At 68.8% G+C, this 21,884-nt stretch carries 18 protein-coding genes and 2 pseudogenes; 13 read left to right on the top strand and 7 right to left on the bottom strand.

Annotated features, from left to right (window positions below; all coding sequences use genetic code 11):
* Positions 1-107: 107 nt before the first annotated feature.
* The gene (locus AC07DA_RS32805; protein WP_479131880.1) at positions 108-557 is read right to left on the bottom strand and encodes a hypothetical protein; all 450 of its coding nucleotides are present in this window, start codon (positions 555-557) and stop codon (positions 108-110) included.
* 152 nt (positions 558-709) lie between these two features.
* Between AC07DA_RS32805 and AC07DA_RS32800 the strand changes: the two genes are divergently transcribed.
* The 11 genes and pseudogenes from AC07DA_RS32800 to AC07DA_RS32750 form a co-directional block, all read left to right on the top strand.
* Positions 710-1,327: a DUF6336 family protein gene (locus tag AC07DA_RS32800; protein ID WP_479131879.1), complete on the top strand. Its 618-nt coding sequence runs from the start codon at positions 710-712 to the stop codon at positions 1,325-1,327.
* A gap of 741 nt (positions 1,328-2,068) precedes the next feature.
* On the top strand, positions 2,069-3,289 hold the full coding sequence (locus AC07DA_RS32795) for an argininosuccinate synthase (protein ID WP_479131878.1): 1,221 nt from the start codon (positions 2,069-2,071) through the stop codon (positions 3,287-3,289).
* 72 nt (positions 3,290-3,361) lie between these two features.
* Positions 3,362-4,381, top strand: coding sequence for an ornithine carbamoyltransferase (locus AC07DA_RS32790; protein WP_479131877.1), 1,020 nt, complete (start codon positions 3,362-3,364; stop codon positions 4,379-4,381).
* On the top strand, positions 4,378-5,769 hold the full coding sequence (gene argH, locus AC07DA_RS32785) for an argininosuccinate lyase (RefSeq protein ID WP_479131876.1): 1,392 nt from the start codon (positions 4,378-4,380) through the stop codon (positions 5,767-5,769). Before AC07DA_RS32790 ends, argH (AC07DA_RS32785) begins: the two co-directional genes overlap by 4 nt.
* Before the next feature lie 29 nt (positions 5,770-5,798).
* Positions 5,799-6,590, top strand: a complete 792-nt coding sequence (locus AC07DA_RS32780) for a phytanoyl-CoA dioxygenase family protein (RefSeq protein WP_479131875.1) — start codon at positions 5,799-5,801, stop codon at positions 6,588-6,590.
* Positions 6,527-7,774 carry an ATP-grasp domain-containing protein gene (locus tag AC07DA_RS32775; RefSeq protein WP_479131874.1) on the top strand — a complete coding sequence of 416 codons (1,248 nt, stop codon included), beginning with the start codon at positions 6,527-6,529 and terminating at the stop codon, positions 7,772-7,774. Before AC07DA_RS32780 ends, AC07DA_RS32775 begins: the two co-directional genes overlap by 64 nt.
* Positions 7,774-8,961, top strand: a complete 1,188-nt coding sequence (locus tag AC07DA_RS32770) for an ATP-grasp domain-containing protein (protein WP_479131939.1) — start codon at positions 7,774-7,776, stop codon at positions 8,959-8,961. The genes AC07DA_RS32775 and AC07DA_RS32770 overlap by 1 nt, the downstream gene beginning before the upstream one ends.
* A 60-nt stretch (positions 8,962-9,021) precedes the next feature.
* A complete protein-coding gene (argH, locus tag AC07DA_RS32765; RefSeq protein WP_479131873.1) occupies positions 9,022-10,434 on the top strand; it encodes an argininosuccinate lyase in 1,413 nt (470 codons plus the stop codon).
* Entirely contained in the window at positions 10,431-11,618 is a 1,188-nt protein-coding gene (locus AC07DA_RS32760) for an MFS transporter (RefSeq protein ID WP_479131872.1), read from the top strand. The genes argH (AC07DA_RS32765) and AC07DA_RS32760 overlap by 4 nt, the downstream gene beginning before the upstream one ends.
* Before the next feature lie 112 nt (positions 11,619-11,730).
* The gene (locus tag AC07DA_RS32755; RefSeq protein WP_479131871.1) at positions 11,731-12,657 is read left to right on the top strand and encodes a fatty acid desaturase family protein; all 927 of its coding nucleotides are present in this window, start codon (positions 11,731-11,733) and stop codon (positions 12,655-12,657) included.
* Between the two features lie 1,106 nt (positions 12,658-13,763).
* Positions 13,764-14,117 (top strand): annotated as a pseudogene (locus AC07DA_RS32750) (response regulator transcription factor); the annotation flags it as partial.
* A gap of 317 nt (positions 14,118-14,434) precedes the next feature.
* On the opposite strand, the gene AC07DA_RS32745 reads toward AC07DA_RS32750, so the two are convergent.
* From AC07DA_RS32745 to AC07DA_RS32720, 6 genes and pseudogenes are all read right to left on the bottom strand, one after another.
* Positions 14,435-15,169, bottom strand: a complete 735-nt coding sequence (locus AC07DA_RS32745) for a DJ-1/PfpI family protein (RefSeq protein WP_479131870.1) — start codon at positions 15,167-15,169, stop codon at positions 14,435-14,437.
* A gap of 44 nt (positions 15,170-15,213) precedes the next feature.
* The gene (locus AC07DA_RS32740) at positions 15,214-15,822 is read right to left on the bottom strand and encodes a DJ-1/PfpI family protein (RefSeq protein ID WP_479131869.1); all 609 of its coding nucleotides are present in this window, start codon (positions 15,820-15,822) and stop codon (positions 15,214-15,216) included.
* A gap of 92 nt (positions 15,823-15,914) precedes the next feature.
* Positions 15,915-16,562: a DJ-1/PfpI family protein gene (locus tag AC07DA_RS32735; RefSeq protein WP_479131868.1), complete on the bottom strand. Its 648-nt coding sequence runs from the start codon at positions 16,560-16,562 to the stop codon at positions 15,915-15,917.
* 165 nt (positions 16,563-16,727) lie between these two features.
* Positions 16,728-17,675 (bottom strand): GlxA family transcriptional regulator, encoded by a 948-nt coding sequence (locus AC07DA_RS32730; RefSeq protein WP_479131866.1) that lies wholly within the window; start codon positions 17,673-17,675, stop codon positions 16,728-16,730.
* 390 nt (positions 17,676-18,065) lie between these two features.
* Positions 18,066-18,884, bottom strand: coding sequence for an ABC transporter ATP-binding protein (locus AC07DA_RS32725; protein WP_479131865.1), 819 nt, complete (start codon positions 18,882-18,884; stop codon positions 18,066-18,068).
* Positions 18,881-19,620, bottom strand: a pseudogene (locus AC07DA_RS32720) (FecCD family ABC transporter permease); the annotation flags it as partial. The pseudogene AC07DA_RS32720 and the gene AC07DA_RS32725, both read right to left, overlap by 4 nt.
* Before the next feature lie 186 nt (positions 19,621-19,806).
* On the opposite strand from AC07DA_RS32720, the gene AC07DA_RS32715 reads away from it, so the two are divergent.
* A complete protein-coding gene (locus tag AC07DA_RS32715; protein ID WP_479131864.1) occupies positions 19,807-20,856 on the top strand; it encodes a PLL family lectin in 1,050 nt (349 codons plus the stop codon).
* A gap of 401 nt (positions 20,857-21,257) precedes the next feature.
* The coding region (locus tag AC07DA_RS32710) for an NHL domain-containing protein (RefSeq protein WP_479131863.1) at positions 21,258-21,884 on the top strand (627 nt) is incomplete at its 3' end.

Raw genomic sequence — 21,884 nt, 5'->3', positions numbered from 1 at the left:
CCCGGCCGCGCACCGCACCCAGCAGAGTGCACTGCACTACACCCGCACATGCGCGTGTGCCCGCGGCCGGGGCAGCCCTGTCACCGCTTCTTCACGGGCGGGAGCCGCTACCGCTCGGACCGCAGCGCGTCGAATCGCATGAACCCCGTGAAGCGGGCCGCGAATGAGGGCGAGACCTGGTCGTCGAGTGAGTTCCGTACGCCCGCCATCACGTCGGAATCGGGTTGTCCGAACACCTCGAAGCGTTCCACCCGGCAGTGTTTCATCACTTCCCGGATGTACGGCTCGGACATCTTCCAGTGCGCGCGGACGGAATCGGAGTCCCGGTACATCTGGAAGCTGTGTGCCAGCAGCTTCTGCTCGTCGATGAACACCTCCACCATGACCTGGGGACCGTGCTCCTCCACGAACCGTACGGCCCGCTCCGTGGCTTCCCGGTAGGCGTCGAGGTGCCCTTCGGTGATGCGCATGGTGTTGCGGAAGAGGAGAATCCCGCTGTCCGGTGCGTCCACGTTCTCCACGCCTTCAGCCTCCACGACGATTACTCTTCGGGTCACGACAATCCAACACATTCCCCGAGCGGTGCCCGAGGACGCCTCCCAGAGCCCCATCCGCTGGCGGACATCACCCGACGGCCGTCCCCCATCACTCGCGGGCACACCCGCGGCGCGGCTTTCGCCCTCCGCAAGTGACGAAGTGCTCCATAGGAATGCGCATGAACTGTTCCGCGACAGTGTTTTCCTGGATCCGGAGGGATTCTGGCATCCACAATGTTCCTATCCAGGGATTTCGAGAGGGCCGGGTCAGCCCCGGCCGCCCGGTGCCTCCACGTCGGCGAGAACCCCAGAGTCGATGCAAACGCGCCGGCTCGGCTCGTTTCCCGAGGAAGCCGCTGTGGCCGTCGAGGAGCAGGCCGCACTTGGGCGTGCGGCCAGCTTCCGTCCGGGGAACCGTCCGGCCTGCGCGCCGTTGCACCATGCGGGACAGTGGCCCGCACCAGCTGCTGTCGACTGACCGGTGGAACTCATCACCCCGGCTGCGCCGGCCGACTCGGCGGGCCGGGAGATCACCCTCCCCTACGAGGAGTTTCGCCGGGCTCTTCGACCTCAGCCTGCTTGTGGTCGCTGCGGGCTTCTGGTGGGTCAGTGCGGGGGACATCCGACGCCTGCGGGACTGGCGCACCCTCACGACCCAGGCCGCCTCGGTCACCATCATCGGTCCCACCTTCCTGCGCTCCGGGCTGGTCCTGCCCGTCCTCGGGACCGCTGCTCTCGTCCTGAACCAGCTCGTGGACGCAGCGCCCTACGGCAGTTGGTTGCACGGCTAGCACTTGCTTTAGCGCAAGGATCGAGGCCTGGGGGCCTGCAGATCCGACCGCCAGTCCGGCGAAGGCCGACGCTGAGGACCCGCCCTGGACGCAACGCAGGACGGCGTACAGAGGAGCCGGTCCGGCCGGCCGCTGGCGGTGCCCGGCGGCAGCATCGGCCGACACGGTGGTCGGGCCTATCGCAAGCGAAGGCGGACATGGTGGGGCTCATGCTTTTCCCCGCAGACGGCGACGCCCGCCAGCTGGTCACCGTCATGACGTACTGCCTGAGCAAGGGCGTTGATCTCCTGTTCGGCTGACTGTCGCAAGGACGAACCGCACCGTGCGCTCAAACACAACCGCGACGAGTAGTCAACTTGCGTACGGTTGCGCCCACTTGGACCACATTGGCCGACAAGATTGATCTCGCATCCTGAGAAGATCCTCTGGATCACTTGCTGGCTACACATTCGCTCATCCAGTCTGTTCTCTGGAGGGGCTGCGACCGCTTCAGCGGTGATCATCACCCGCCATTACGGGGCAATGGCGTGCTCTGCACAGTGGGGCACAGCCGGGGGGGAATCGGAAACTACGACACTTTTGCATGTCGTTCCACGGGAACGTTGTCACGGAACGGGGTCGTCCAGTGAGCCGCTCACAGGACGGCGTGACAGCCAACGAGCCAGCCACACTGTTGCTCACGCGCGCACGTTACTTACTGCGTACCCCCATTGCGATTCGAAGCTGAGGGGCTTTCAGGTAATGACCAAGCCGCGCAAGATCGTCCTGGCCTTTTCCGGGGGACTGGACACGTCAGTCATTCTGAAGTGGCTGCAGATCGAGTACGACGCCGAAATCGTCACGTTCACCGCCGACCTCGGCCAGGGTGAGGAACTGGAAGCCGCCAGGCAGCGAGCCCTGGCGCTGGGCGTGAAGCCCGAGAACATTTTCATCGAGGACCTTCGGCACGAGCTGGTGTCCGAGTACGCCTTCCCGATGTATCGCGCGAACGCTGCGTACGAGGGCAATTACCTCATGGGAACGCCCATAGCCAGACCGCTGGTGGCCAAGCGGCAGATCGAGATCGCGCGCCAGGTGGGCGCCGACGCGGTAGCCCACGGCGCCACGGGCAAGGGCAACGACCAGCTGCGCTTCGAGCTGGCGTACTACGCCCTCGCACCGGACATCCAGGTGATCGCGCCCTGGCGGGAATGGGACATGGCCGGCCGTGCTCAGCTGATCGAATTCGCTGACCTGCACGGCATCCCGGTCGCCAAGGACAAGCGCGGTGGGGCCCCCTACTCGGCCGACTCCAACATGCTGCACATCTCCTGCGAGGGCAAAGAGCTCGAAGACCCGTGGGTCACCCCGGAGGACGAGGCCTGGGTCCGGACCAAGTCGCCGGAGGAGGCCCCCGACACGCCGACCACCATCGAGATCGAGTTCTTGAAGGGCGACCCCGTCGCGATCGACGGGGAGACGCTCGACCCGGTGTCCCTGCTGGCCCGCCTGAACGAACTCGGTGCGGAGAACGGAATCGGCCGGATCGACATCGTCGACACCCGGTACGTCGGAATGAAGTGCCGTGGTCTGTTCGAGACTCCCGGCGGGACCATCTGGCTGCAGGCGCACCGCGCCATCGAATCCATCACGCTCGACCGTGGGGAAGCCCACCTCAAGGACGAGTTGATGCCGCGCTACGCCGAACTCATCTACAACGGTTACTGGTTCGCGCCGGAGCGGGAAATGCTCCAGGCTCTCGTCGACAAGAGTCAGGAGCGCGTCACGGGAACCGTGCGCCTCAAGCTCTACAAGGGGAACGTCATCGTCGAGGGCCGCAAGAGCCCGCACTCCCTCTACAGCCAGGATCTCGTCACCTTCGAGGAAGGCGGCGGATACCAGCAGCGGGACGCGACCGGGTTCATCCGCATCAACGCTCTGCGGCTGCGCCGGCTGGGACACGTGCGCAAGAGCGCGTCGTAGACCGGGATCCACGCTACAGCCCACGTAGACACCCTCCGGACCGTTCACGTCCCAGGCGAGAGAAATGTGTGCATGACTCACAAGCAGTTGCTGACGATCGACGATCTCACCGCAACCGATGTGCTGGACATCATCGAGGTTGCCGACCACCTTGAGCAGTACCGCAGGCGTTTCGGCCACCTTCCCGCCCTGCTGCGCGGGAAATGCCTCGGCATGATCTTCGACGAGACATCGCTGCGCACGCGTACCGCTTTCGAACGGGCCATCGGGGACCTGGGCGGCCAGGCGATCCACTACAACGGCGCGGAAGCCCGCGTCGGACGCCACGCGAAGAAGACCGAGCACCTGCCCGACTTCGTGAAGGTGGCGGGCGGTTTCAACGACGTGTTGCTGAGCCGCATCTACGACTTCGCCACCCAGGAACAGATCTGTGGGCTGTCCCCGGTCCCGTTCATCAACGGCATGTGCGACCAGCACCACCCCACGCAGGCCCTCTGCGATTTCCTCACCATCAAGCGGCAGTTCGGCGCCGTGGAGGGAATCGGCTTGGCCTTCGTCGGCGACGGCACGAACATCGCCCTCTCGCTCGCACAGACCGCCGCCAAGGTCGGCGCGCACTTCACGTGTGCGACGCCCGAGGAGTTCGCGCTGCCGGCTGACAAGACCGCGCACCTGGCCGGCTTCACCGCCACCACCGACGCGGAGGCCGCGGTCAAGGACGCCCAGGTGGTGGTCGCCGACGCGTGGATCCCGATGAACAAGGCCCACGAGGCCGAGCTGCGCCGTGAAGTACTGGCCCCCTACCGCGTCACGCCCGCTCTCATGGCACAGGCCCGCACGGACGCGGTCTTCCTCCACAACCTTCCCGCCTACCGTGGCGACGAGGTCGTGCCGGAGGTCATCGACGGACCGCAGTCGGTGATCTACGAGGAGGCCGTCGCACGGCTGCACATCGCCCGGGCCCTGTTGCTGTACTGCCTGCGCCCCGACTGGTCGGACCTGGCCGCGGCCGCGAACGCTGGAACGACCGAGGCGTTCGATCGCCACCTGGACGAGATCGCGGCACGCCCCGCTCTCCGGGGCCTGTCATGAGCACCGACGAGCGGTCCCTGGCCGCCCGGCGGATGGACGCGATCGGTACGAGCGCGCACTACGATCGCCGTCTCGCGCCGTACGACATCGCCGCCTCGCGGGCGCACGTCGCGATGCTGCACAAGCAGGGGATCATTCCGGCGGACGCCGCGGCCGGGCTGCACCGCGGTCTCGACCTGCTCAGCGAGCAGGTCGGGACGGGATCCGACCCGCTCGATCCGGATGCCGAGGACGTGCACACCGCGATAGAGCAGTATCTGGAGACGCAGATCGGGGCCGACGCGGGCTGGCTCGGGACCGCACGCGCTCGGAACGACCTCGCCGTGACCGCGCTCCGGCTCTGGATCCGCGATCAAGTGGACACGTTGAGCGGAAAGGTCCTGGCGCTGGCGGAGGCGTTGGCCACGCAGGCCGAACAGCACAGCGCCACGGTGATGCCCGGCTTCTCCCATCTGCAGATCGCGCAGCCGGTGACGTTCGGCCATGTCTGCCTTGCCTACGCGGAGATGTTCCTGCGCGACGCCGAGCGGCTGCGCTTCGTCCGCGCTCTGCAGGACGAGTGCCCGATGGGCTCGGCGGCGCTTGCGGGCACCGGATTCCCGATCGACCGGGAGTCCGTGGCGCGGAGCCTGGGTTTCGAGCGGCCGACCGCGAATTCGCTGGAGAGCGTCGGGGACCGTGGCTTCGCGCTCGATTTCCTGGCTGCCGGTACGTCCCTGGCCCTCGACCTCTCCCGTCTCGGCGCGGAGATCGTCTTCTGGTCCTCGCAGCCCGTCGGCCTGGTCTCGCTCCCCGACGAACTGGTCAGTTCCTCGGCGGCTCTGCCGCACAAGCGCAACCCCGACGCGGCGGAGCTGATGCGCGCCAAGAGCGGCCGGGTGCTGGGGAACCTCCATACCCTGCAAGCGGTGGTCAAGGGACTGCCGTTGAGCTACTTCAGGGATCTGCAGGAGGACAAGGAGCCGCTGTTCGACACAGCGGACACCTTGGTGCTGTCGCTGGACGCGGCGATCTCCCTCGCCACCCTGATGCGGCCGAACGTGGACGCGATGCGCGCCGCGTCGGATCTCAGCTTCGTCACGTCCGGCGATCTTGCGGACTGGCTGACACGTGAACGCAAGATCCCGTTCCGCGAGGCTCATCACCTCGTCACCACACTGGTGCGCCTGGCCGAGGAACAGCGACTTCCGCTCGGCCAACTCCCCCTGGAGCTGCGTCGCGGCGTCGACGAGCGGCTGGCCTTCTCCGAATGGCCGGACATCACTGTCGATGCCTCGGTCGCGTCTCGTGACAGTCAGGGGGGCACAGCTCCGGGCCGCGTGCGCGAGGCCGCGGCTCACATACGTTCGAAACTGGCCGAGTTCACAGCAGGCGCTGCGGACCGGTGAATCTTCGACCAAGAAGGGGAGGTCCAGCGTTGCTCGCGACGGCGGATCTGGCGGAGAAGACCGAGCAGTACTGGAAGGACGGCTACACCGTCCTGACCGGCGTGTTCGCAGAGGACGAAGTCGAGGGTCTGCGGCGCGAGTGCGACCGTCTCTGGAGGCTCGACGGGCTGGACGACGACCTCAACCTGCGCACCGAGTTCCGGCGCGGACCCGACGGCGCGTACGTCTTCGACCGTCTCGACCCGGTCCTCGACATCTCGCCGCCGCTGAACGCGGCCGCCACGCGCCCGGCCCTGCTGGACGCGCTCGCTGTCATCCTCGGCGGCCCCGCGAAGCTCCTCAAGGCCAAGCTGATCCAGAAGCAGCCGGGAGTGCAGGGTTACGCCGCCCACCAGGACTTCCTGTACTGGAAGTGGCTCGACAAGGGTCCGGACACCCTCTGCACGGTGGTCATCAACCTCTTCCCCAGCGACGAGCGCTCGGGCGGAATCGGGTTCTATCGTGGCAGCCACCAGCAGCTGCTCCCCGGCCCCGCGGACAACCCGGAAGGCGATTTCGACCCCGCGCAGCTCGACGCGTCGACCATCGAATTCCCCGCGCTGAACGCCGGTGACGTCCTGGTGTTCCACTCCCTCGCCCCCCACTTCAGCGGTCCCAACACGAGTGACCGCCCGCGGACCGTACTGCTGCCGTCGTACTGCAGGACGGACGAAGCCGACCTGTACGGGAAGTACTACAGGCGCGAAGTGGTGCGGCGGTGCAGGGAGATGGTGGGATTCGAGCGGTACTTCGCCTCGCTCGACGCCTCCGAAGGTGCGTGAACAACATGCATGTTCTGCTGCTCCACCCGGTCGCCGAATGGTCACTTGCACGCGTTGCCGCGGTCTGTGACCGTGAGGGCTGGCAGCTGACGATCGTGACGATCGAGAGTTCGACGGTAGGGGACGGCCTCACCACACTGCACGAGTGGATCAGAGTGCCGGCGCTGTCGGACTCACCCGGAGAACTGTTGTCGCAGATCGGGAAGCGGCGGTTCGACGCGGTGGCCGCGGGCAACGAGTTCGCGGTCATCGCGGCGGACGTCCTGGCACGGGAACTGGGGCTGTATCACAACGACGTCGACACGATGCGCGCCTCCCGGAACAAGGCCCTCATGCGTGAGGTGTTCGAAGAGCTACGGGTGCCGCAGCCGCGGACGATCGCCAGGCTGTCCTCCGCCGAGGACAGCCTGGCGGTCGACTGGGAGAACGTCGCCTTCCCGGTGATCGTCAAACCGGTCGACATGGCCATGAGTCTGTTCGTGCGGAAGTGCGACTCGCGGGCCGAGGTGGAGGAGACACTCGCGAAGATGTCGGCCTTCAAGACGTCCCGGCTGACCAACTACGCGTTCAGCGCCGGAGCCCTCGTCGAGGAGTTCGTGGAGGGGCCCGAATTCAGCCTCGAATGCGTCGTGCAGGGCGGCAAGGTGGTCGCGCACGCGTTGACGCGAAAGTACCTGTCACCGCTTCCGGCGTGCTACGAGATCGGGCACGTCTCGGGCGGCGACCTGCCGGCGCGGCACGAACGAGAGCTGCTGGAGGCGATCGGACGCATTGCCTCCGGCTGGGGCATGGCGCAGGGCGTGATGCACGTGGAGTTCAAGATGACTCCCGACCGCGTCAGCGTCATCGAAGCCGCCGCCCGGCCCGCGGGAGACCATGTGCCCGAACTCGTCGAACTGCAGCACGGCTTCTCCCTCGAGGACGCGTACCTGCACGCGCGAGCGGGTCTGGACTGGAAGGTGGTACCGCGCGCACCGCGGGACGTCTGGCACGCCATCCGCTTCACGTTCGACGAGCGCTCCGCCCTCACACCGCCCGAGAGCGTCGAGGTGCTGCACGCGCACGACGACACGAGCGGAGTCGTCCCCGGCGCGGAACCCTTTTCGGTGAACCGGCGTACCGGATACTCCATGCTGCGCGGTGAGTCGCTGACCGACCTGGAAACCTACGTTCGGACACCGTGATGAAGAATGCAAAGCAGGTCGTCGTCGTGGGCGGCGGTCCCGGGCTGTGCGACCGTGTGCGTCTGCTCGGTGCCGACATCACGCTCGTGGACACGCCGACGGGATACGACGAGGCGCTGGTCGCGACCGCGAGACGCAGCGTCCTGACCGACTACGACGATCCGTCGCTGATCCCGGTGTTGTCGGCGCTCCACCGCGAGACGCCGTTCAGCGCGGTGCTGTCCCTGACGGAGCACGGGCTGATGCCCGCGGCGCGGATCGCGGAGGCACTCGGGGTTCCGGGCCTTTCCCCCGAGGTGGTCGGCCGAACCCGCGACAAGTTCGCCATGCGGGCGTGGCTGCTGGACAAGGCGTTCTCCGCCGTACCCTGCACGGTCGTGCGGGATGTCGACGACATCCGGGACTTCGCGGCCGAGCACGGCTACCCGGTGATCGTGAAGCCTCGTCACGGCAGGGGAAGCGAGCATGTGTCGTGTTTCCACCGCGCCGAGGACGTGGTCATACCGCCCTTGACCGACGACGAGTACATCGCGGAGCCGTTCCTGCGCGGTCCGGAGTTCTCGGTCGAGGCGTTCAGCTGTGCCGGCGAACACCACGTGCTGGCGATCACGGGCAAGTTCACTCACGATGACGATCCGGACAACCCCTTCGTGGAGATCGGTCACGTCGTCCCGGCGCCGCTCGACCCCGCGGACTCGACGGCTGTCGTGGCGTACGTCTCCGAGTTCCTCGACGTCATGGGAATCACGGACGGCTGCAGCCATACGGAACTGCGCCTGACACCGTCCGGCCCCGAGGTCATCGAGACGCACACCAGGGTCGGCGGAGACTCGATCCCGACACTCGTCAGGCAGGCCACAGGGCACGATCTGCTCGACCTGCTGGTCCAGTGGTCCCTCGACGGCACCAGGCCGCAGGCACCGGTGCCCACCATCGCCGGTGCCGCCGCGATCCGCTTCTTCGCGCCACCTCCGGGGAGGGTCACCGCGATCAGCGGGGCTCAGCGGTGGCAGGGGCTGCCCGGTGTCCTCAAGTTCCATCTTCCGTTGAAGGTGGGGGACCGGATCCCGCGGATACGGGACTCCCACACCCGGGTCGGCTACGTGCTGACCACGGCCCCGACCGCCGCCCGGGCGATCGAACTGTGCCGCGAGGTCGTGTCGGGGGTCCACATCGATGTCGGATAGCGTGCCGCAGGTTCGACGTCACAGATCTTCTCTCTTCACCCCAGAAAGGCGGCGCAGCACGTGAACGACCAGGCGAGCAAGGGCAACGGATTGATCAGGGGCCGTTTCGGCGAGGGCATGTCCGAGGTGATGGAGCAGATCAACGCCTCCATCGGCTTCGACCAGCGGATGGCCATGCAGGACATCGACGGCTCGGTCGCCCATGTCACGATGCTCTGTGAGCAGGACATCATCTCCGAGGCGGACGCCACGGCCATCAAGGACGGCCTGGAGGTGATCCGGGCCGAGATCACCTCCGGGAACTTCACGTTCTCGGCGGAGCTCGAAGACATCCACATGAACATCGAGTCCAGGCTCCGCGAGCTGATCGGCGCCGCGGCCGGGCGCCTGCACACGGCCCGCAGCCGCAACGACCAGGTCGCCACGAGCTTCCGCCTCTGGGTGCGCGACGCCAACGACCGCGCACTGGATCTGGTCCAGCAGCTCATCGCGGTCCTGGTCGAACAGGCCGGACAGCACACGGCGACCATCCTGCCCGGCTACACCCATCTGCAGAGCGCTCAGCCGGTGTCCTTCGGCCACCACCTGATGGCGTACGTCGAGATGTTCGGCCGCGACTACGGACGGCTGCGGGACTGCCGCGAGCGCCTGAACGAGTCTCCGCTGGGTGCGGCGGCGCTGGCCGGGACGTCCTTCCCGATCGACCGCGAACGCACCGCGGAGCTGCTGGGGTTCGCCCGGCCGATGGCCAACTCCCTGGACGCGGTCTCGGACCGGGACTTCGCCCTGGAGTACCTCTCGGCCGCCTCGATGTGCATGACGCATCTGTCGCGCCTGGCCGAGGAGATCGTGCTGTGGATGTCGCCGCAGTTCGGCTTCATCGAACTGTCGGACGCCTGGACGACCGGCTCGTCCATCATGCCGCAGAAGCGGAATCCCGACGCCGCCGAGCTGGTCCGGGGCAAGACCGGCAGGGTGCACGGCTCCTTGTTCGGGCTGCTGACGGTCATGAAGGCGCTGCCCCTGACGTTCTCCAAGGACATGCAGGAGGACAAGGAACGGACCTTCGACGGTGCCGACACCTTCGAGCTGTGTCTGAAGGCGATGATCGGCATGATCGGGGACCTGAAGGCCCGCGCGGCGGAGATGCGGGCGGCGGCCGGCGCCGGCCACGCGACGGCCACCGACCTCGCCGACTGGCTGACGCGCGAGCTGGGCATGCCGTTCCGGGAGGCCCACCACATCACGGGCCGGCTGGTACGCCTGGCGGACGAACGGGCATGCAGTCTGGACGAGTTGCCGCTGAAGGAGATGCAGGAGGTTGATTCCCGCATCAATGCGGACGTGTTCGCGGTGCTCGGGGTGGAGGACTCGGTGACCTCGCGCCGCAGTCTCGGCGGTACCTCGCCGGAGTGCGTGGCGCGTCAGGTCGACCTGTGGCGCGCTCGTGTCGAGAAGCTGCCCGCCACATGACGACCTACCGCGAGATCTTCGGGATCCGTGAGTTCCGGGCCCTGTTCGTGGTCCGCCTGTTCGCGATGACGGGTGTCGTGCTCTCCAGCCTGGCGCTCGGCACCGTGATGTACCAGCAGACGGGATCGCCGTTCCTGACGGCGATCTCGCTCTTCGGCGGACCGCTCGTCCAACTCGTCGCCGCGCGCTATCTCCTGGCCACCTCGGACCTGATGCGTCCGCGCACCGCGATGATCTTCATGGCGAGCGTGTCCACGACGACGGCCGTGTTGCAGACACTGCCGGGTCTGGGCTGGTGGCTGCGGTTCCTGATCCTCGCGGGCGGCTACGTGGCGATGGCCGCGACATCGGGGGCCGTCATCGCGCTGCTGTCCGACATCGTGCCGAAGGACGCGTTCGTGCTGGCGCGCGCCACGATGAACATCACGGTCGGCGGCATGCAGATCATCGGCAACGGCATCGGCGCCGTGCTGCTCGCCGTGGTGTCGCCGTCCTGGCTGTTCGGCATCGCGGCGGCGGTCGGCGTCACCGCCGGCCTCACCGCGCGGCTCGGGCTCCCGGACCGCCCGCCGCGCGCCGCGGGAAAGACGGTCGAGCGCAGCCGCCGTATCAACCGCGAGCTGCTCACCTCGCCCGTCGTCCGGCCCCTCTACCTGATGATGTGGCTGCCCAACGGCCTCGTCACGGGATGCGAAGCACTGTTCATCCCCTACGCCAGGGACCACGCCGGATTTCTGCTCGCGGCCGGCGCGGGCGGCATGCTCGCCGGTGACATCGTGGTCGGACGCTTCGTCCCCTTGGCGTTGCGGGACCGCCTGATCCTGCCGCTGTGCGTGCTCCTGGGGGTGCCGTTCCTGCTGTTCCCCCTGTCGCCGCCGGTACCTGTCGCGGCGGTACTGGTGGCGCTGTCCGCCTTCGGATGCGCGGCGCTGCTGCCGTTGCAGGAACGGCTCGTGGGCCAGACCCACGAGGACACGCGCGGCCAGGCGTTCGGCCTGTTCAGCACCGGCCTGATGGTGGCACAGGGCCTGGGGGCCGCGTTGGCCGGCGGTCTCGCCCAACTGTTCGCCGGGGTGGACGCGGTGGCCTGGGCGATGGCCTCGATGGCCGTGATGTCGCTGCTGGCCACCGTGCTGCTGCTCAAGGGAGTGCAGCGCTCGACCACCCTGGGCGCCCGCGTCTAGTCGCTGACACAGCGAGGCCCGACACCCCCTTCAGGGGGTGGCCTCGCTCTGTCCTGCTGCCCTGATCACCAACCAACTCACGATGAGCACCAGACACAGGGGGTAATTTCCGATGTCCCAAACCCTGGCCTCCCCACAAGCGCTGTTCCAGCGGGCACCCGTTCGCGCCAAGGACGAGGCCGTCTTCATCGGCAAGTTGTGCGTGCTCGCCGTGCTGACAGCGGCCGGGATCGCGCTCGCCGTTCAGTCCTCGTACGTGGCGACCGCGGCCGGCGTGGTCCTCCTGGGAGCGGCGTACACCCACGCGGTGGAACTGCAGCACCAGTGCCTGCACCACTCGGCGTTCCGCGGTTCGCGCATGCACCGCATCGTCGGCGTGCCGCTGGGCACGCCCATGCTGGTGTCCTACAGCCACTACCGCGTACGTCATCTGCAGCACCACCGCTACCTGGGGACCCCGCAGGACACGGAGTTCTTCGGCTTCGACACACGCAAGCCGCTCACCCTGGGTGCCCTGGCCAAGGGGCTGTTCGACGTGAGCCGCCTGGTGGGCGTGGGACGTGACATCGCCCAGTGCGTGCCGGGCCGCTGGCAGTACGACATGGGGCAGATCTCCCCGAAGAGTCGCAAGGCGATCATCGCCGAGTACCGGTGGTTCGGAATCTTCCTCGCGCTCCTCGTGACGGTCTCCGCCGTCGGTGGTGGGTCGCTGGTGATGCGCCTGTGGCTGCTGCCCTTCCTCGTGGCGATGCCGATGCACTTCCTGGTGGAACTGCCCGAGCACATCCTGTGCGACACCGACAGCGTCGACGTGTTGCGCAACACCCGTTCCATAACCGGCAGTTGGCTGACAACCTGGTTCACCAACGGAAACAACCTGCACATCGAGCACCACGCCGCGATGAACGTCCCGATCAACCGCCTCCGCGAAAGGCACCCCGACACCCAGGAGTTCGGGTTGAACGTTCAGCGCACCTACTTCGAGTTCTTCACCATCGTGATGCGGGAGGTCTGGAAGAACAGAAGAGCAGCGGCCTGACGGTGAACGGAGGTGTGTCAGCCGCGCGGGCTGGCGGCCCCGCGCCGCCACCCAGTGCGGCGGCCCCGGGCCACACCGGGCACGGCACCACCTACGTCCCATGCTGCTCCCGCGGGATCTCAGCACCTACCTGATCGGCGGGCAGCCCCTCGGCGCCGGCCGCCTCGCGGGCCCAGCGCAGGGCATTGGACAGCGCCGCCCGTCGGCGGAGCCTGGCAGAAGGCTACGACGACGATGACGGCGACGGGCGGGCTCGATGCCTGTTGGCCTGCGGGACGGATTGCAGGCGCCGCGACTGGTCAGGCAGATGGGCCGGCGCAGCAGCATTCCTGGCCGCCGACCTGAGCGAGGGAATCGCCCGGACGAACCGTCCGCGGCCTCGTCCGCCGGCTCGGCCTGCGGACCACCGCCGCGGACCACCCCGCGCCCGCCGAGCCCCGGGAAGACGCCTCGCCGCCGGACACGGGACCGGCCAGGAGCATGCCATGACACCGTGGCCGCAACACGCCAACCGACTCTTCGGCGTCGCCCGCGAATGGGAGAACCGGATGTACCCCCTCTGGGTACAGGCGCTGCGCACGGCGGCGCACCGGAGAGCGGCAGCGGACGAACGGGCCGGGACGGCAGGAGACACAAGGAGTGTGGAAGACCCGTGATCCTCCATCCGCTCGACGGTCCCGAGGACGTCGCACGAGCCGTCGAGGCCTTCCGGGAAGACGGTCACACCGTGCTCGACGTCCTGTTCACCGAACAGGACGTGGCCGGCTTCCGGAGGCTGCGCGAACAGACCGTCGCCGACAGTCGATCCACCGACGGCACCGACGACCGGCCGCTTTTCCGTCACCAACCTGGTAGAGCGCTGTCCCCGGGAAGTCTGGCCGACGGTCAGCCGGCCCCGGCTGCTGCGGTTCGCGGAAACCGTCAGGGCCCCCGAGTTCAACTCGACAGCACCGTACTGTTCGGGGCCCCAGCGATGGAGACCGAACTCCGCGGCCTGCCAGAGACGGCAAAGAGCCGGCATCGACGAACAGCGGCCGGGACAGGCCGGGGGCGGCCTGCTGCCGCGGGTCCAGGTACCAGCGCAGCGCAGCCGGGCTCCCGCCCGTCCTCCGGCGGAGCTGGTCAACGGCATCCGGACCGTCGCCCGGGGTGAGGCCCTGCTGGCACCCGCCGAAACCCGCCACCTCGTCGGCCACTTCGCCCAGCATCTGCGGCCGGCCGACACCTCCCGGCCGGCCAGACAAGACCTCGTGCGTGCGCTGCCCCCCCCCCGCGAACTGGAAGTGCTCCCACTGATCGCCGAGGGGCTGTCATACGCGGAGATCGCCGCGTCGATGTTCATCACGCCCGAGACCGTCAAGACCTACGTGTCGCGCATTCTGGCGAAACTCGGCCTGCGCGACCGCGTCCAGGCCGTCGTCCTCGCCTACCGGGTCGGACTGGTGCCCGGCGCACCGTGAACCGACATGCGCGTGTGCCCGTACAGAGCCGCCTGCCGTCGGCTGTCAGAGGGCGATTGCAGTGGCCCAACCCTGCGTGAACCTTCCCTGCTCAGCGGCGGATCCACCGAGTGATCCGGAGGAAGGGCTGCCAGCAGCGGTCGATGTCCGCTTCGGTGACGCCGGTGCGCGATCACCACGGCCGGACTGGCCTGTCGACGCCACCGCTGAGCAGCTTGTGAACGATCAGACGGAGCTGAGCCCGGCACCGAGTTCAGCCGATGTCGTCGCGTCGAGGGCCATCGGCATGCGACGGTCTGAGCCGGGCCGGTGCCGGGTTAGGAGTTGTTCCGCTGCGAGGTCCAGACTGTGCCGCGGGTCTCGTACTCAAGCATGCTCTCCAAACCGAGCGCGGCGTCGACGCCGAGTTCCCGGTGGACCAGCCTGAGTGCGAGGTCCAGGCCGGAGGTGACGCCTCCGGCGGTGACCAGGTCACCGTCGTCGACGACGCGGGCGTTCTTCAGGATCCCGCCCTGTCGTTCCAGGTCGGCCTTGGCCCGGTGGTGGGTGGTGCAGGGCCGGCCGTTGGTGAGGCCGGCGGCGGACAGGAGCATCACGCCGGTGCACAGGGCGCTGATGATGAGCCCCGGCCGGGGGGCCCGCGCCAGCGCCCGGGGCAGGGCGCCCCGCTGGATCTCGGCCCAGACGCCGGGGTCCTCACGGCGGGCGTAGCCGCCGCCGGGAACGACCAGGAGGTCGGCTTCTTCGGGGGCCCAGGCGTGGTCGGCGCGCAGGCGGGTGCCGTAGGCGGCGGTGACGGTGCGAGGGCCGTCGAGGGCCACGTAGCGGACCTCGACGGCGCGGTCGGTGAAGTAGTCGGACGCGGCGAACACCTCATAGGGGGCCGCGAGGTCGAGTTCCTCCACGCCCTCGAAGAGCACGACGTGCACGCGCAGGGAGTCGGCACTCTCGTGTCGGAGTGGTGCTGCGGCGGAGCTGTGCGTGGGGACGCCGGTGGCGATGCCGGCGGCTCCGAGGGCGGTCGCGGTGCGCAGGAGGGTGCGTCGCTTCACGGATCGTCTCTTTCTGGGTGGTCGGCGAAAAGGCGGGCAGGTCCTCAGCGGGCGAGGGGCTCGTCGGCGAGGTAGGGGGGTGCGGGGTCGTACTGGAGCTCACGCCGTACGGCGCGCGCGTGGTCCCGGCCGTGCAGGTGCCCGACGAGCCAGAGGGCGCTGTCGATTCCGGCGGACACACCCTGGCTGGTCAGGAGGTTGCCGTCCACGACGTATCGGGGATCGGACAGGACGGTCACGTCCCCACGGGCCGCCAGTGCCTCCTCGTACCGCCAGTGGGTGGCCACGCGGCGGCCGCGGGCCGGGCCGGCGGCGTGGAGGAGGAAGGCGCCCGTGCAGACGCCGACGACCCAGTCGGCCTGCTCGGCCCGGTCGGCGATCCACTGCGTGACTCGGGGGCTGCGCGGTTCGGCCTTCCGGGCCCCGGACCCACCGGGGACGAGCAGCACGTTCAAGGGCGGGTGGCGGTCGAGTGCGTGGTCCGGCAGGACCCGCATGCCGTTGGCGCAACGTACTGGGCCGGTGTTCTCGGCGAGCAGCACAACGGTGTCGGCGCCGTCGCGCAGTGCCGCGGAGGTGGTGAAGACCTCCCAGGGGCCGCAGACGTCGAGTTCCTCGGCGGTGTCGAAGAGGAGAATGCCGTATGTGGTCATGGCGCAGCCGTTCGTGAGAGGAGAGTGGGATTCCGCGTCAGCGTGGCGGAGTGGCCGGGGGAGGGCGGGCTGAGGGGGTAAAGGCGTAGCCGTCAGCGGGTGTTGACGATGCCCCGGCGTTCGTATTCCAGGACCTCCTCGGCGAACAAGGCCGTGTCGGGGCCGAAGAACCGCTCCAGGAGCCGGATTCCGAGGTCGATGCCCGAGGTCACGCCCCCGCAGGTGACGAGGTCGCCGTCGTCGACGACCCTGCCGCCGACCACGTGCCCGCCGTCCCGGCGCAATTCCTCTTGGGCGATGTGGTGGGTGGTGCAGCGGCGCCCGGCGGTCAGGCCCGCTGCCGACAGCAGCATGGTGCCCGTACACACGGCGCCGAGGACGAGGCCCTTTCTGGGGGTCGCCGCGAGGGCCCGGGGCAGGACGCCCCGCCGGATCTCCCGTTGGAGTCCGGAGCCGTCTCCGTACCCCGCGCCGGGCACGATGATCACGTCCGCCGAGCGGGGCGACCAGGCGTCCCGGCACACGATTTCCATACCGGCGGACGTCGTCACGCGCCGGGGGCCCTCGGCATGGACGAAGGACTGCGTGACGAGCTTTTCGCCGGCGATGCCGAGCACCTCCACGTGACCGGCGAAGTCCTGTTCCTCGACGCCGTCGTACAGGACGGTGTGGACGCGCAGCGGGCGCGAGCGCGGGGGAGAGGCTTGAGATCGCCAAGTGGTGCCGGTGCGGGCGGACATGGGGCCTCCGTCAGACGTGGCGGCGTGGTGTCCGAGGCCGCCGGGACGTGGGAACACGCCCAGTCTTCCGGCGGCCCGGGACCCACGAAACGGGCACGCGTGCCGCTGGTGCGCAAGATGCGGCCAACCTCCGTGCGCCTGACGTCCCTCCCCCCCCCCGGCCGCTCAGACGCGGAAGGCCGCCCGGTAGGCGGACGGTGTGGTCCCGACCTGCCGTGCGAAGTGGTGGCGCAGCGTCTCGACGGAGCCGAACCCGCACTCCTCGGCCACCCGGGTCAGCGGCAGCGCCGTCGTCTCCAGGAGTTCCCGGGCGCGCTGGACGCGCTGCGCGAGCAGCCAGCGCAGCGGCGTGGTCCCGGTCTGGGCGCGGAAGTGCCGGGCCAGGCTGCGGCGGCTCATCATCGCGTGTGCGGCGATGTCGGCCAGGCTCAGTGGTTCGCCGAGCTTGCTGCGCATCCACTGCAGGGTGTCACCGAGGTCGGTGGTGTCCTCCTCGGGCGCCCGGTACTCGATGTACTGCGCCTGTCCTCCCGTTCGCTGGGGCGGCATCACCAGCGTGCGCGCGGCCTTCGCTGCAACCGCCGCACCGTGGTCGTGGCGAATCATGTGCAGGCACAGGTCAAGTCCGGCGGCGATCCCGGCCGAGGTGAGGATCCGGCCCTCGTCCACGTAGAGCACGGACGGGTCCACCCGCGTGTTGGGAAACTGCTCTGCGAGCGCGTCGGCGAATCGCCAGTGGGTGGTCGCGCGGCGTCCCTCCAGGAGCCCGGCATGGGCCAGGGCGAAGGCTCCTGTACAGATGGAGGCGATGCGGGCTCCGCCGGCCGCCGCCGCTCGTAACAGGCGGAGCGCCCTTGGAGACGGGACCTGGTCGTGTGGGATGCCGGGTACGACAACCGTCCCCGCGCCCAGGACGTCGTCCCAGCCGTACGAGGAGGAGACTCGGAACGGCTCGACCGGGCCGGCCGTCGCCGTCACCGTGCGATCGACACAGACCCGCACCTCGTAGGCCGGGGTTCCGTCATCGCCTAGGGGTATCGCGAACACCTGGCAGGGGATGGCCAGATCGAGGGCTGACACTCCGTCGAGTGCGAGAACGGCGACCACATGCATACGTCGGGAGCCTACGTGGTCGCGAAGCGGCTCGGCGGGCGGTCCGCAAGCGAGGCAGGCCGGCAGTGGGGCGCAGGTGTGGCTTTCCCCGCGCTCACCCCGCGGTGGGGGTACCGGACGTACAGCTCCTGGCAAAGGCGTTGGACGTGGCGGTCGGTGATGAGGCAGGCTGGCCGGGCCCAGGAAGGCTTCGTGGATGTCGCCGCGTCGCTCCCATCGGATGCGCAAGCGGCGGAAGCTGTGCGGCCAGGCGCTCGTGTCCTGCCCACGTAGCGGAAGACGCCCAGGCTGGAGCCGTACTGCGGGGCGAGCGCGCTTGCCGCGAGGGGAGTTTGGAGCAGAAGTAGTCACCGCTCCGTGATCACCGATCTCGACCGCGACATCCAGCTGTCACGACAAGGGTTGATCCGCTCTGGCCGAGGCAGCCGGGTGTGGCTCGCCGGGGAGGAAGGTCACCTGGGGTGCGCCCGTGCGTGGATGGATGGTGACCTCTCCTGTCACGCCGTAGACCTCGTCCAGTAGCCGGGGCGTGAGAACCTCGGCGGGCGGGCCGGAGGCGGTGACCGTGCCGTCGCGCAGGACGTAGAGGCGGTCGCAGTAGTAGGCGGCCAGGTTGAGGTCGTGCAGGGCGAGGAGCACCGTGGCCGGCAGGCGGCGCAGTGTGTTCAGGATGTCCAGCTGGTGCCGGATGTCGAGGTGGTTGGTGGGCTCGTCCAGGACGAGCAGGGATGGTTGCTGGGCCAGCGAGCGGGCGATGAGGACGCGTTGGCGTTCGCCGCCGGAGAGCTGGTTGAAGGGACGGTGGGTCAGGTCGGTGGCGTCCACCGCATTCAGGGCCCTCTCGATCAGGTCGGAGTGCTGGGTGGTGTCCCCGTCCAGCAGCCGTTTGTGCGGGGTGCGGCCCATCGCGACGACCTCGCGCACGGTCAGGTCGAAGTCGGCGCCCGGCTCCTGGACCACCGCCGCAACGGTTCGGGCCAGTTGCCGCACGGCCAGCGACCAGGCGTCGGTGCCGTCGACCCTGACATGGCCGGTCGCGGGGCGCAGGACGCGGTAGACGGCGCGCAGCAGGCTGGATTTGCCGCTGCCGTTGGGGCCGACGACGTCGATGACCTCACCTGGGCGTGCGGTCAGGGAGACGTCCTCGACCAGGCGGTGTGCGCCGGAGGTGAGGGTGATGCCGTCGATGACGAGTTCGGTGGCGGTCATGCCCCTCCCCGGTCGGTGGTCTGCCGTGCGTCGCGGCGCATCAGCCACAGGAAGAACGGGCCGCCACACAGGGCCGTGAGCACCCCGACGGGGATCTCCATGGGGGCGGCGATGACGCGTGCGGCGATGTCGGCCCAGATGAGGAAGACCGCGCCGCTGAGCGCGGCCGTGGGCAGGACGCGGCGGTGGTCGCCGCCGACGGCCAGGCGGACGATGTGCGGCAGCGTCAGCCCGACGAAGCCGATCGGCCCGCACGCCGCCACGAGAACGCCGGTGACGAGGGAGAGCAGGACGAACATGCGGGCGCGGAAGCGGGCCACATCCAGACCCATGGTCGTGGCGGCCTCCTCGCCGGCGAGGAGGAGGTTCAGGTTGAGGGCCTGCACCATGAGGACGGCGATGCCAACCAGCAGGGCGGCGCTGGGCAGCCACAGGGTGCCCCAGTTGACGCCGCCGAGGCCGCCGAGGGTCCAGGCGAGGACGCGCGGGCCTCGTTGCCCCGATCGGTGGTGAGCAGCAGCAGATCCAGTACGGCGGTCAGTACCGCGGCGACGGCCACTCCGGACAGGACCAGCCGTGCGGAGGTGATCCGGCCGCCGGTGCGGGCGGTTGTGTAGACGAGCAGCAGTGCGCCGAGCGCGACCGCGAACGCGGCGACGGACAGCGACACCGGGCCGAACACCGTGACGCCGAAGACGATCACCACGACGGCGCCCAGCGATGCCCCGGAGGAGACTCAGCTGGCTCATGGGTGGGGGCGCAGTGCGGGGGTGTGTTGAAGGTCGCCCCGGCTTGCGCCTTTTCGCTGACGCTCCGTCATGGAGCTGGATGCAAGTCTGACATCGAATGCGGAGGGTAGTTGTCCTGATGCGGGAGGTGACCGACCTGCGGGGAGTGTCAGGGTCGAATGGAAGGGGGAACCATGGCAGTTCCTTCGACGCCGGGTATGTCCTGGGGGTCGGTGTCTTCGCTCGGCGGTCAGCTGACGGGTAATCCGGCGGTGGCGCCCTCTTCGGACGGCCGCCTGGAGGTGTTCATTCGGGGGCGAGATGGCGATGGGCTGCTGACCGCGCATCAGCAGACGTGGGGTGGCTGGTCGGAGTGGAAGAAGGTGGGGGAGGCCACTTTGTCCGGGGATCCGCACGTGTTGCGGACGGCAGCGCGGCGCATCGCAGTGTTCTTCAAGGACAGGCAGGGTGATCTCGAGCATCCGTGGCAGACGGTCATCAACGGTGGCTACGGTCGGGGGGCGACGCTGGCTGCCGGCATCGGGGGCAACCCGGTCCCCGGGCTGCATGCCGACGGCCGCCCGGCGGCGTTCTTCCGGGGCACGGACAGCGCTCTGTGGCACGTGTGGGAGACCGCCAAGTCCGGTTACGGCAACTGGACCGGCCCGGCTCGCCTGGGTGGCTCCCTGTCGGGCGATCCAGCGGTGGCGACAGACGCGCGTGGCCGTCTGCAGGTCTTCTTCCGCAGCACCGACGGCCATCTCTGGGTTGTCCGCCAGCATGAACCCAACAGCACCTTCGCGAGTCCTCGGAGCATCGCGCGCGACATCGGCGGCGACCCCGTCGTCGGCGTGAACGCCGACGGGCGTCTGGAGGTGTTCTTCCAGGGTACCGACGACGCCCTGTGGCATCTGCCGCAGACCGACGACTACGACGGGTGGGCCACGCTGAGCAGCCTCGGTGGCACCCTGACCGGCAAGCCGGCCGTCGCCCGGGCCGCCGACGCCCGGCTGGTCGTCTTCTACTGGGGCGGTGGCCACCTGTGGGCCAGTGAGCAGAGCGTCGCCAACGGTGCCGACTGGAGTGGCCATGAGCAGATCGCGCAGAACATCGGTGGTGAACCCGTCGTCGAGGCTGATGGACACGGACGCCTGGACGTGTTCTTCCACGGTTCGGACCATGCCGTCTGGCACATCGCCCAGATGTTCGGCCAGCCGGCGGCCGGTTACGCGGTGTCCAGCTGATCGCTCGCCATACCGGGCGAGGGGAACAGCGCGGCGCCGCTCCGAGTAGGCGGTCACGGGTCAGCCGCCGGAACTGGTGAGGCTCCGCCATCGCCCGGCCCTCGAGCTTCGTCTCGAGGGCCGGGGGGATCGAGGCCTTCACTCGACTGGCCTGGTGCCCTTGTACGTGGCTGGCCCGCTTCTCGGCGGGGCCGTCGTGACGGGCGAGCTCTGTGCCGCAGACCGCCGGGTGCTCGTGTCCGGGCGTCGGCGGGGTGGGCTGCCGATGCGGTGCGGTGTCTCGTCGCCATTTTCCGGCAATGAGCCGCCGGAAGGGGCAGTGACGGCTCAACGCTCGCGCAGTCAATTGCAGGTGGAGCACGGTCGTCGGTTCCGGCGGTCGAATCGGTGAAGGGATGACCATGAGCACTGCCACCACGGCAGCCACGGGTGAAAAGCAATCCGGTCCTCAGATCAGCACGGTCGTCGGGACCGGGGTGGCGGGGGCACCCAAGGGGGAGAAAGAGCTAGCTGTTGCGGCCCAGGTGAACCTCCCGAATGGAGTGGCGGTGGACAGCGCCGGCACCCTCTACATCGCCGATAGCGGGAACCACAGGGTCCGGAAGGTGACGACTGACGGGCAGATCAGCACGGTCGCGGGTACCGGCGTCGCGGCCTTCGGTGGTGACGGCGGCCCTGCTGTATCGGCTCAGCTGAACTACCCTCGAGCGGTGGCGGTGGACAGCGTGGGCGATCTCTACATCGCCGATTCCGGGAACCACAGGGTCCGGAAGGTGACGAGGGCTGATGGGAAGATCAGTACGGTCGCGGGCACCGGGGCGGCGTCCTTCGGTGGTGATGGTGGTCTTGCCACCGCCGCACGGCTCAACGCCCCCTTCTCCGTGGCGGTCGACGGCGAGGGAGACCTCTATATCGCTGACTACAACAATCATCGGGTCCGGAAGGTGACGAGGGCTGATGGGAAGATCAGTACGGTCGCGGGCACCGGGGCGGCGTCCTTCGGTGGTGATGGTGGTCTTGCCACCGCC

Source organism: Streptomyces sp. NPDC044921 (assembly GCF_056432865.1).
This window is presented reverse-complemented; position numbering and strand designations above follow the sequence as displayed.